The sequence below is a fragment of the Bradyrhizobium sp. SRL28 genome (genome assembly GCF_018596315.1).
Taxonomy (GTDB): Bacteria; Pseudomonadota; Alphaproteobacteria; order Rhizobiales; family Xanthobacteraceae; genus Bradyrhizobium.
This window is the reverse complement of the sequence record NZ_JAHEAG010000092.1, coordinates 1-11,132: the sequence shown is the minus strand read 5'-3', so window position 1 is coordinate 11,132 and position 11,132 is coordinate 1. Positions and strand designations below refer to the sequence as shown.

General features: G+C 59.6%; 16 protein-coding genes. 13 read left to right on the top strand and 3 right to left on the bottom strand.

The annotated features are described in order from the left end of the window. Positions 1-220 precede the first annotated feature (220 nt). Both KIP88_RS44380 and KIP88_RS44375 read right to left on the bottom strand, forming a co-directional pair. A complete protein-coding gene (locus KIP88_RS44380) occupies positions 221-589 on the bottom strand; it encodes a response regulator transcription factor (RefSeq protein WP_214494340.1) in 369 nt (122 codons plus the stop codon). Positions 590-677: 88 nt separating this feature from the next. Next, positions 678-932: a hypothetical protein gene (locus KIP88_RS44375; RefSeq protein ID WP_214494339.1), complete on the bottom strand. Its 255-nt coding sequence runs from the start codon at positions 930-932 to the stop codon at positions 678-680. Between the two features lie 445 nt (positions 933-1,377). Between KIP88_RS44375 and KIP88_RS44370 the strand changes: the two genes are divergently transcribed. From KIP88_RS44370 to KIP88_RS44335, 8 genes are all read left to right on the top strand, one after another. Beyond that, entirely contained in the window at positions 1,378-1,554 is a 177-nt protein-coding gene (locus tag KIP88_RS44370; protein WP_214494338.1) for a hypothetical protein, read from the top strand. A 168-nt stretch (positions 1,555-1,722) separates the two neighbouring features. Then, positions 1,723-1,911: a hypothetical protein gene (locus KIP88_RS44365; RefSeq protein ID WP_214494337.1), complete on the top strand. Its 189-nt coding sequence runs from the start codon at positions 1,723-1,725 to the stop codon at positions 1,909-1,911. Between the two features lies 1 nt (position 1,912). After that, complete coding sequence (locus KIP88_RS44360) at positions 1,913-2,176, top strand: putative quinol monooxygenase (protein ID WP_214494336.1); 264 nt, start codon at positions 1,913-1,915, stop codon at positions 2,174-2,176. 221 nt (positions 2,177-2,397) lie between these two features. Then, entirely contained in the window at positions 2,398-4,623 is a 2,226-nt protein-coding gene (locus KIP88_RS44355; RefSeq protein ID WP_214494335.1) for an alpha-glucosidase, read from the top strand. A gap of 156 nt (positions 4,624-4,779) precedes the next feature. Next, a complete protein-coding gene (locus KIP88_RS44350; RefSeq protein ID WP_214494334.1) occupies positions 4,780-5,091 on the top strand; it encodes a hypothetical protein in 312 nt (103 codons plus the stop codon). A gap of 77 nt (positions 5,092-5,168) precedes the next feature. Continuing rightward, complete coding sequence (locus KIP88_RS44345) at positions 5,169-5,411, top strand: hypothetical protein (RefSeq protein ID WP_214494333.1); 243 nt, start codon at positions 5,169-5,171, stop codon at positions 5,409-5,411. After that, positions 5,371-5,655, top strand: a complete 285-nt coding sequence (locus KIP88_RS44340) for a lipase family protein (protein WP_214494332.1) — start codon at positions 5,371-5,373, stop codon at positions 5,653-5,655. The genes KIP88_RS44345 and KIP88_RS44340 overlap by 41 nt, the downstream gene beginning before the upstream one ends. Beyond that, positions 5,652-6,098, top strand: coding sequence for an HWE histidine kinase domain-containing protein (locus KIP88_RS44335; RefSeq protein WP_214494341.1), 447 nt, complete (start codon positions 5,652-5,654; stop codon positions 6,096-6,098). Before KIP88_RS44340 ends, KIP88_RS44335 begins: the two co-directional genes overlap by 4 nt. Before the next feature lie 523 nt (positions 6,099-6,621). Here the strand turns inward: KIP88_RS44335 and KIP88_RS44330 are convergent. Next, positions 6,622-6,969, bottom strand: coding sequence for a response regulator (locus KIP88_RS44330; protein WP_308163818.1), 348 nt, complete (start codon positions 6,967-6,969; stop codon positions 6,622-6,624). Positions 6,970-7,833: 864 nt separating this feature from the next. Between KIP88_RS44330 and KIP88_RS44325 the strand changes: the two genes are divergently transcribed. The 5 genes from KIP88_RS44325 to KIP88_RS44305 all read left to right on the top strand — a co-directional run bounded on the left by KIP88_RS44325 (position 7,834) and on the right by KIP88_RS44305 (position 10,885). Then, positions 7,834-8,043: a hypothetical protein gene (locus tag KIP88_RS44325; RefSeq protein WP_214494330.1), complete on the top strand. Its 210-nt coding sequence runs from the start codon at positions 7,834-7,836 to the stop codon at positions 8,041-8,043. Positions 8,044-8,701: 658 nt separating this feature from the next. Beyond that, a complete protein-coding gene (locus KIP88_RS44320; RefSeq protein ID WP_214494329.1) occupies positions 8,702-8,959 on the top strand; it encodes a hypothetical protein in 258 nt (85 codons plus the stop codon). A 35-nt stretch (positions 8,960-8,994) separates the two neighbouring features. Next, complete coding sequence (locus KIP88_RS44315) at positions 8,995-9,288, top strand: hypothetical protein (RefSeq protein WP_214494328.1); 294 nt, start codon at positions 8,995-8,997, stop codon at positions 9,286-9,288. A 231-nt stretch (positions 9,289-9,519) separates the two neighbouring features. Beyond that, on the top strand, positions 9,520-10,098 hold the full coding sequence (locus tag KIP88_RS44310) for a nucleoside deaminase (protein ID WP_214494327.1): 579 nt from the start codon (positions 9,520-9,522) through the stop codon (positions 10,096-10,098). Between the two features lie 43 nt (positions 10,099-10,141). Next, positions 10,142-10,885, top strand: a complete 744-nt coding sequence (locus KIP88_RS44305) for a 50S ribosomal protein L11 methyltransferase (protein WP_214494326.1) — start codon at positions 10,142-10,144, stop codon at positions 10,883-10,885. Positions 10,886-11,132: the final 247 nt, after the last annotated feature.

The window sequence follows — 11,132 nt, the reverse complement described above, 5'->3', positions numbered from 1 at the left end:
CTGGCGGAACTGCACAAGTCACGCGGTGATGGCTCCGCAGCCCGCAAGGCCGAGGCCGACCTTGCCAGAACCTGGATCGGCGACCGTAAGCTGTTGCAGATTTCGAATCTCTGAAGCGGGCGCCTGACTCGTGCCGAGGTGATCGAATGAGGTCGCGACTTCCGTTCCCGACCCAGAACGGAAGTGACGACCCCGCGCGTTCTTGTTTTGGCTGCTCCGGCTACGCCGCAGCTTTCGAAATGGCATTCAGCAAGACATGCTGCGCGAACGGCTTGCGCAAATAGGCGATGCACCCGGCGTCCATCGCTTCATTGCGCGTCGCCTCCTCGTCGTTCGCGGTCATGAAGATGACCGGCAACTTCGATCCTGATGCCGCAAGTCGGCGTTGCAGCTCAATTCCCGAAATTCCTTGGAGGTGGATATCAAGCAGCAAGCAAGTTGCCGTCTGCACGCTGTCGCTCTCAAGCAGCGCCTCGGCCGAGGCGAACGTACGGCTATCGATGCCGTGGTGCGCTAACTGCCGCGCCACGCTCTTCAGAAGACCCGGATCGTCATCAACCACGATCACTACTGTCCGCTGCGCCATCATATCCGTTTCCAGCCCCCTTAGACCGTATATGGTTTCCAAGGGGCCGGCCGACCGTTGATCTAGATCAAACCCCTCGATAAAGGCCGCCTCAGTGGCCGACCTCTTCCTTGACGGAATTGCCAAGCTGCCCGGAAGTAGTCGTCAATTGCATCGCAGCTGCATATCCAACCTCAGTTAGCCTGCTCAGGGCGACGTCACCACGATTGGCACATTCAACTATTTTTCTGGCGATGATCCGACGGGCATTGTGTTTCTCGCTGCCAGTTGGAAGAAGTAGGCACGCACGCTCAAGAGCGACTTCCATTTTAGCTATAGTTCGGCGATTGAAGGCATCAGTGATCATTGATCTTCCCTTCCTCGCCCACCCAAAATATTTCGCTTAAACGCCCATTTCGTCCGTCCGGTTCCGACTGTCGTCAAAAGAACCACTGAAATGTCGAGTGCCCAACAGAGCATGAGGACTCGTCAACACCTAGCTCTGTCTGCTGCCGGACAGACGGGCGCGTTAACCTTCATTAATGTCTAGCCATTCATGGCTGGGACAAACCCGATGAAGTCGCCAACGGAAGTGGCGGAGTCTCCCTTGCGAAGACAGGCCGCAGAGACCCTGCGCCGCGCTCGAAAGCTACCGCCGGGACCTTATCGAAATGATCTTCGGCAACTGGCGCGGGGCTTGCTGACACTGCACAACCTCGGCATTCGAGCGAACGTCAAGGTCGTCGAGAGGAGAATTCACTAGTAGTAAGGGGCGCCTCCGTTAAATGTGGCCACCGTTTTTAAAGATCGCGATGGAAGAGTACCGCGCCTATGTTATCGGGCCGGACGGCCACATTATCAATCGAGTTGATATCCGCTGCTCGGATGAGAACGAGGCGCGACGGCTCGCAAAAATCGCCGTTGATGGGCACGCCGTTGAGCTTTGGCAAACCGACCGCTTCGTAGAACGTTTTGAGCCAGAGCAATAAGGCCGCCTCACTTGCGCGTGCCTTTCGTTTCGAATGTCGCCTGTTGGCCCGACCCACAGCGGACCTGCGAGGCCCTTTAATGTCCGTGTATCGGCGGCCTGACAACCCATTAATAACGGCTACCCTCCGCGCTGAGGGGGCTGCTGCACCCGGCGCGGTGAGCACGCCGTGAAAGGCAAAATGCCTGGAGTGTCGGACAACATCTCGCTGGCTTTACAAACGCCGACGACGGCACAGCGCCGCTTTGCCTTCGTCGCTGTCGCTCAGTTCTTGGCCTGTGCAGTTGTTGCGCCAATACCGGCGCAGCTGCCGCGAATTGATAGTTTCGTACCTGTCATTCATGATATTTGTCGCTGATTTGATCACAACTGTTCTGTTGTTCAGTCAGTCCGTTCATCGTATCTTCTCGGGCACCATCAGGGAGCCAGGCTGCCTGCGCTACGAGCTGAACCAGTCGCTCGACGACGGGCGCATCCTTGTCTTCGAGGAAGCCTGGCGGGCACACATGCAGGGTACCGTGATCAAGCGTTTCCAGATGAGCGGAGCGTCCAACCTGATCTCGGATTTCCAACTCCACCGGCTTGCGCCCGTCGCGGACGGGCGAACCGAACAGGCAGCCTGAATCCGAGATTACCTCTTTCAGCCTCAATCGGAGGCTAATGCCGTGGACTTGCGCAAGCTTGCCGCCGCCGACGTGATCGTCTCGGGTCGGGGGAAAGTCGATGCCGCAGTCTCAGAGATCAGGGACGCGTGGAAGGCGGACTTATCACGACCATCGCGTAGATCGAGCTGTCTGCCCTTTGCCAATGGTGGAAATCCTCGAACCTTAAGGTATTCCACATAATGAAGCGACGTGACTTCTTCAGCGCAAGTGCAGCGGCGATTGTCGCGGCCAAGCTGCCGCACCGAGCCTCGGCGCAATCCACGGCCGGCGCTGCCGCAGAAACGCACTCGGTTGGCGACTTCATCCTCGGCCGAACGGCGACGGGTTTGCAGGTCGGTCATAAGAACGCGCCCGACACGGTCATCTGGGACACCGTCGCCGATGGCAACTTCATTATCGCCGAAACCGCCACAGCGGACATCCGGGAATTCGGCACGCCAGAAGGCTCGTTCGAGATCACAGACACGGTATCGGCGTCTTACGAGAAGCCGACGATTGACGCGATCGCGGTCGAAGGCAACAAGGCGGCCGTGACTGGGCAGCTGACCGGCACGACGGGTAGCATCGGCTACAAGCTCACCTTCGAGGCGATATCGACGACGCACCTCCGCTTCGTCATCACCGCCGAAGGCGCCAACGCCGCCAGCGTCAACCGCATCCACCTCATCGTCGCGTCGGCGGCGGACGAGGCTATTTTCGGATTTGGCCATCAGCTTACCTACTTCAACCAAAAGGGCTACGTCTTGCCGATAATCACGCAGGAGCACGGTGTCGGACGTGGCCAGCCGATTATCACCCAGGCCGTCGACCTGATGGCCAACCGCGGCGGCGGCACCCCGTTCACGACAGAGGCCCCGGCGCCGCACTATCTGACGAGCCGCCTGCGTTCGCTGTTCCTCGAGAACACGGAGTACAGCACCTTCGACATGCGGCCGACCGACCAGATCGACATCAAGCTCTGGTCGATGACGATGACCGGCCGCATTCTCTACGGCGAGAGCCCGCTCGACCTAATCGAGACGTACACCGAATATGCCGGCCGCATGCGCGTGCTGCCCGACTGGATCAACAACGGTCTTATTATCGGCACGCAGGGAGGCACCGACGTCGTGCGCGGCAAGATCGACGAGGCGAACAAGGCCGGCATTCCTCTGGCCGGTGTCTGGCTGCAGGACTGGCCCGGCGTGCGTGTCACCAACGTCGGCAAGCAGCTGTGGTGGAACTGGACCCTCGACGAAACGCAGTATCCTGGATGGAAGCAGCTCGTTGCCGACCTGGAAAGCCAGGGCGCGCGGACGCTGATCTACATCAACCCCTTCCTGTCGACCGAGAACGGCCACAACAGCCTCTACACGGAGGGGGTGGCGAAGGGCTATCTTGTCGAGAACGCTGACGGAACGCCTTTCCTCAACAAGAACACAAATTTTTCCGCCGCGCTGATTGACCTCAGCAATCCCGACACCCGCACCTGGATCAAGAACGTCATAAAGACGGAGATGATCCAGAAGGCCGGCGCTTCCGGCTGGATGCACGACTTCGGCGAAGCGTTGCCATTCACCGGCAAGCTACATAACGGCGCCGATCCCGCGATATGGCACAACCGCTATGCGGAGGAATGGACCCGTGTCGCCCGCGAGGCGATCGAAGAGGCGGGCCGCGGCGATGACATCGTGTTCTTCGACCGATCGGGATTCACCCAGAGCCCGGGCGCTTCAACGCTGTTCTGGCTCGGCGACCAGATCCAGGACTGGAGCGAGTATGACGGCATCAAAAGCGTCGTGGTCGGGCTCCTCTCGGGCGGGATCTCGGGGTTCAGTCTTAACCACAGTGATACCGGCGGCTACGTTGCCTTCAAGATCGACGTTGCCGGTAAGGAGATTCCGATCATCGCGCGCACGCCCGAACTGCAAATGCGCTGGACTGAGCTGAACGCCTTCACCGCCGTGCTGCGAACCCATGAAGGTCTCGTTCCCCCCATCTCGGCGCAGTTCGACACCAGTCCCGAATTGCTGGCGCACATGGCGCGCTTCGCAAAGGTCTTCAAGGGCCTGACGGCCTACCGCAAACGCCACGTTGCCGACGCAGCGGCGCGTGGCTATCCGTTGGCGCGCCACCTCTTCCTGCACTACCCCAACGACCAGAACACCTTCGGTCTACGCTATCAGTACCTGCTCGGCCCCGATCTGCTGGTCGCGCCGGTTGTCGACAAAGGCGCTACCTCGGTCGACGTCTATTTCCCGAAGGGCGCCGAGTGGACCGACCTGTGGACCGGGGCCGATGCGGGCAAGGCGGGCCAATGGATGAAAATGCCGGCGCCGCTAGCCAAGCCCGCAGTGTTCCTGCGCAAGGGTGCTGCCTCGGCCGATGACATCCTCGCCGGGTTGAGGGGCGTCGGTGTGCGTTAGGCGCCCGATACTGGCGCGGTTCGTATTGTCACTGCCGTAACACGCCGTTCCACGGCCGGCTACCGAACTGCAGCTGGACCTGAACCATCTGCAGTGCACCGGGTCGATTTCCGACGCACCGCGAACGCAAATATTTGAAGTAGTCAGGCAGCCACGATGTCCAATCGAATTACGATCCGAGCGCGGAGTGACAGCCTGGCGTCTCACATCCTGCCAGTATCGGGAACGATGATCGGCTTTGCGCAACTGATCGGGCTAGTCAAGCTCGCCGCATCGAAGCACGGGTGGCGGCAACCGATTATCCGGGGTTCGGCACACCGGGCCCGCATCCTTATCTGGTTGGAGAGCGAAGGTCGCGCGGTGATCGATATCGTGGCGGCACGCTCCCTCCCTCGCGCAGGCGAGGGCAAGGACTTCACCGTGTGGGGACATTCGCAGGGAGGGCAAGCCGTGCTCTTCCCGGCATGATGGCAAGCGCCTTCGCCCCCGAGCTGAGTCTTCTCGGCGTCGCTGCGGCAGCGCCGGCAACGGACCTCGCGACGCTGATGAGCGACGACCTCAATTCGATCGGCGGCAAGAACATCACGGCGATGATGCTATGGTCGTGGCACCGCGTCTACGGAGCCGTCATCGACAACGTCGTCGATCCGCGCGCGATGCCCGCGATCGACAGGCTGGCGCAAGAGTGCATCAAAGGGCCTTTCGATCTGATAGACAGGCAGAGAACGGAGAGGCCACTCGAGCAAATTGTTCCTGGCGGTCAAGATCCGACCAAGGGCGAACCTTGACGCTTCCTTCTCGAACAGAACAGCCCGGTGTGCTCCTGGAATCCCCATCTTTCTTGCGCAGGGGACCAATGACCAGATCATCCGGCCCGCGGTTGCCCAAGCCTACTTGGACAAGCTGTGGCAAGGCGGCAGCAAGGTCAGGATGGTCATCCTGCCCGATATCGGCCACGGCCACGCCGCGCAAGCGAGCACTATGGCGGCGGTGAACTGGCTGACTGATCGCTTTGCCGGAAGCGTCAGATAGAGCTTTCCAGAGAGCTAGCACTAGCAAATGTTTGCTCGCTTTTTGCGGAAACGCGTTGGATCGGTGCGGAAGTATCGGCGATTGCGACACAGGAACTAGCTCCTTATTCCGATGGGAAGCGCACGTTCATCGATGGTCCACAGACCCTATTAGCGCCAGACGCCGCTCAGGCGGTTGCGGTAGCGTTGCATGAACTAGCGACCAATGCAGCGAAATACGGTGCTTTGTCCACGCCTCACGGCCACCTCCGCTTGGAATGGTCACACGCTGCCGGTTCACTATGGCTACGCTGGATGGAGACGGGTGGTCCAGTCGCGCAGGAACCTACACGAACGGGATTCGGCACCCGTATCGTCGAACAAATGATTGCCCAGCAAAAGGGGCAAGTTCGCTTTGACTGGCGCAAAGAAGGGCTTGTCTGCGAAATTACGCTGCCGGTGTGAGGATTTCTGCAGTTATCAGACCGATGCGATTGAAGCAGAGCGGGGGCTGGAAAACGTGCAACTCCAAGCGCATATTGATGGGGAACGAACGCGGAGCACCCAGATGGCCGTGATCAGAGGCATCATAGGCGCAGCCTTGGTTGAAATTACATTCGGCGGGTACCCAGCCAAATGGTGGTCCGCCGCCATTGCCGTGGCGCTCTGTGTTGCGGCTGCCTTTGCCCTTCGTTTTGCCGCGCCATAGCGACGGAGCAAGGCCGCCTCAGATGGCGGCCTCTTTCAAGTGGTCCGATTGGGAAAACCTGCTTCTGGGTCATGGGCGAACAAGCCCGTGCGATTGATTGGGACCCGATCCGCGGATTACATCAGGGCCAGCGGTCATGGTGCCGCGCAAACAGGCCGGACACATGACTTGCACCCGACCGCAAGCCGCACGTCAGATTCCTCTTGCAACGCGGGCGTCGTCCACACATGACCCAACTCGGACGTGATGACCCCGCGTGCTGTTGCTGCGCCGCGCCGGTTAAGCCACAGCTTTCCCAATGGCATCCAGCAGAACCTGACCTGCGAACGGCTTGCGCAAATATGCGATGCATCCGGCATCCATCGCCTCATTGCGCGTGGCCTCGTCGTCGCTCGCGGTCATGAAGATGACGGGCCGCTTCGATCCCAACGCCGCAAGCCAGCGCTGCAGCTCGATCCCCGAAATTCCCCCGAGGTGAATGTCAAGCAGCAGGCAGGTTGCCGTCTGCACGCGGTCACTCTCAAGCAACGCCTCGGCCGAGGCGAACGTACGGTTGTCGATGCCGTGGTGCGCTAACAGCGGCGCCACGCTCTTCAGAAGGCCCGCATTGTCATCGACCACGATCACGACTGTTGGCCGCGCCATCATATCCGTGTCCAGCGAGGCCCATAATGCCCCGCCCGGATGTCGGCCCACCGTTGATCTGGATCAATGGAATTGATCGAGGATGTCATTCCATTCGCTTTGGTGGCCGGGCTATTCGTCGGCCTAGTGTTTGTTGGTCCTAGCGGGTTGAGGGAGCGTCGGCGGCCCTTCACTTTTTCAGCAGAAGCCGCATCGCTCTCGCCATTTGCTTCACGGATCCGGCGTAGCGCCCTAGCTTTGCCGATATTTGAGCCGTGCGGGTGCCATTGCGCACCAACTTCACCAATTGCTGCTTCTCGACTTCCGTCCAGGCTCTGGGTCTCGTGGGTACGGGTGGCTTCATCGCAGCGCAACAATTCCGTGGGCTAGACTAGCTTAAAGGTCATTTCAAATAATTGGAACTCGGCAGGTAGTCGGCCATTGAACTCCCATGCCCAAGCAGATTGCAATTACCTTTTGGTCCTTGGTCGCCGCATGCTTATTCGCCTTCGGCGTCGTGACGCTGATCATCGCTCATTAAAAACGGGCCGCCGATCTGAACCGACTACAACTGTCGCATGTTGCCTATTGGCACTTTTCGGACCTCGGCTCGTGCGTGACCAGCGTCCGTTTTGCGCTCAAAAGCTGACGGCTTCGGCTTGATGTGCATCCATTACGATCAACCTGACGAGGCGCCGCCCCCGCACCAACGATATCGCGACTGCGAAATGTTCAATAGTGACCCTTTGCCGAGGCCATGAAGTCTTCGCTCAATGATCGCGCAAGGCACAGTACTTCGCTGCCGTTCTTGACCACAGTCGAAGCTCTGTGTTGAACTGCGGCGCGTCTTCTTCTAGGGAGCGAAACATGAAGAAAACCATCATTGTTGGCTTTGCTATCCTCGCCGTCTCCACTTCAGCCGCTTTGGCCAAAGCTAAAGGCCACGCGAAGCCGAAAACTGACGCCGCCGCGACGACCACGAACACGGGAAGCACCGGACCGTTCATCGGTCAAGTTAGTGCTGCCGACCGCGAGCTGTATCAGAAGAGTCAGCGCGAGTCCGGAATGAAAAAGTAGCACCACATCGCCCGCTCGATTTCATTTCTCATATGGCGCCGCTGTCCGGTATCGGATGGCGGCGTCGGGTCAGGTAGCGGGCGAGCCCCGGAATTGAGGCGCGTCGGATGAAAGACTATCTCGCCTCAATAGAAAAGCTTCGCAGACGCCGCCGAATGTGCCTTGGTGCGGGACCTGGCTACGGACCATGCCAAACGCGAGATGTTCGACCGACTGTCCCGACATCTAGACCAGCTTGCGGACGAAGTTGAGCGAGCCATGAACGCTCCAAAGGATCTCCCGATCCAACCCTGACAACCGTGTTCCCGTTTGAAGAGGCTCCTCGAAGGCGGTGAGCCAGTCAGACTTTCCTACGGATCGGGCTTATGTCGTGAGAGTAATGCGTACATTCCACGATTGCCAACAGAGCCGTCGTTTTCAGCCGTATTGGGTCGCGCTCGCCATTTGCGGCGCATGCAAGTATGTGAGACGCGATTTCAGCTTTCATCTGTGACGTTCGCTTCGCTTCAGGAAGCATCGCCGTCGCCTCGTCAAGAACTGTCCTCATCAAATCTATCAACTCTGGCTGGAAAACCGCTCCTGTCGTTCGCATGGCCGTATACTCATTCGCTGAGCCCCGCACCATTATTAGGCAATTTGCACTTTCCGCCAATGTACTTTGGCAGATTTTGTTTGCTGCGCCGCGGCAGGAAAATTGGGGCCGGGCAATTCATTTCTTGATTTAGATCAAGGGGACCGGATTGGCGTTTTGGCATGTGAAGGAATGAACTCGACCGACGACAAGCAACGCAAAGAAGAGCCTCCGCCGCCGTGCTCGCCGGAGTTTATGCGAACGCTTGCAGCTTACGCCGCCGACCTGCGGGCAATCATCGAGAAACTTCGCCGCACGGACAAATCATTTCCGCCGCCGCAGTAGGTCGGAAGCATCCGAAACCAAAGCGGGATGCTTCCATGACCAAGATTCTTCCGACTGTCGGCCGCGTTGTGTGGTTCACGCCTTCGCGCCTTACCGGCGACTATGGCTTTACGCACATTGACGGCCGAAAGCCGCTCGCCGCTATCGTGGCGCATGTTTTCAACGACGCGTTGGTGAACCTGGCCGTTTTCGATAGCAACGGCGTTTCCCACAGCCGAACCATCGTCAAGCTTGTGCAGGAAGGCGAGGACAAGCCCGAACACGGCTATTTCTGCTCCTGGATGCCGTACCAGGTCGGGCAGGCGGCAAAGCATGCCAAACCGAAATAAGCAGCCTCGTTGCGCTTGCGATGTCCGTTGATAGGGGCAAAGCGGACCTCGCGCTGGGATGCGCCGAGGTCTGTGTCTGGACCCGGAGCAGACCTTTCCTTCGGAGTCGAAGCCGGGAAGCTTGCTTCACATCTCATGAGTAGGTTGCGTGCCGGAATCGCATAGCGCGAAATGGTCGTTTCGGCTTAATGTCGATCATTTCGCAAGGCTAATAGAGGGAGGCGGGCTCAAGTGCAGAACGATCTGGATTTGCGCATGATGGCGCGGTGCATCGAGCTCTCACGCGACTCAATCGCAGCGGGCGAACTTCCTTTCGGCTGCGTGATCTGTCACGACGAGGAGGTCGTGTCGGAAGCCACCAACCGCGTGGTACGCGACGGCGACGTGACCCGTCACGCCGAAATGGTTGCGATGTCGGAAGCGCAGCGCGTCCTCGGAACCAAGCGGTTGTCGCGCTGCACGCTTTATACCAATGTCGAGCCCTGCGCGATGTGCTGCTACTGCATTCGCGAGACCCGGATGCGCAAGGTCGTCTATGCAATTCGCTCGCCCATCATGGGCGGACACTCGAGATGGAAGGTTTTACAGGACAAGGAGATCTCTGGCGTCATCCCGGAAGTTTTCGGCCGCGTCCCCGAGATCGCTGGCGCGGTGATGCGCGAGGAGGCGGAAGCGGTGTGGCAGGATTGGCACCCGATGATCTGGAGAATCATCACGTTCCGCGGCTGCTTCGGCGGCGTCACCCAGGCGGCCGCCGAGGTGCCCCGCCGCGAAGGATTTTTCCGTCGACTGACTCTGTTGCATCGCTGACTGCGCCGCGCTTTCGTCGCTCCCCGGAAGGAGGCCTTCCCTGATGAACCAAATCTCCCGCTCAGTCGACAGTGACTTCACCGTTCTCAATCGGCGCGGAGCGCCGCACGGACCTTTCCGCCGTCTTTTGCGTCACTTTATTCATTTCTTCTCGTATCACCTCATCCTTAGCCGCCAGAGCATCCGAACGACCCGGGCGGCGGGTTTCCGCCTGCGCGTACGGCCGACGGTCTTCCACCCCCGCTTCTTTCTGAGTAGTGAGTATTTCGCGAAGTTCCTCGACGGGCTCGACCTGAGCGGCAAGTCCGTGGCTGATATTGGCACCGGCTCCGGCATCTTGGCTCTGGCGGCGGCGCGCGCCGGTGCGGCGGAGGTTTTGGCGCTCGACATCAATCCCCATGCGGCTCTCTCGGCGCTGGAGAATGCGCAGGCGAACGGCTTTGGTGACCATGTGAGCGTCGCCTGTATGAACCTCCTCGACGCGCTTCCAGTGCGCCCGCTTTTCGATGTGATATTATCAAGCCCACCCAAGCATGCTGGCGAGCCGCGCGATCTCGCGGATCGCGGTTGGCACGCTGGCCCTCAATATCGGGACGTGGCTGCCTTGTTCAAGCAGGCCAGCGAGCGGCTGAAGCCCGATGGTCGTCTCTACGTCATGGTATCGTCGGACTCCGATCTCGACCTGTTCGGCCGGCTGATTGATCAGGCCGGCTTCCGCGCACGCCTCGCCTACGAGCGCTCGTTCTACATCGAGTCGATGATTCTCTACGAGCTGCGTGGTCGATAGCGTCGGTCCGGCTGGCTTACCATGCTGCTGGTCCGCTCGCTTAGCTTTCTTGACGTCCAGCGCCTGGCGGCACGGCGGAAACGTCGCGTCAACTGGGCTCGCGTCGCAGACCTTTGAGACATGCCCGCGTTGTCCGTTTACAGGGGAAGACCGGAGTGCGCCGGGAGACCGGCAAGGAGTAGATGGTGCAAGTCCATCACGATGAAGGAGTAGCGAACCGCATCGACCCCGAGTCATGCGCAGATAC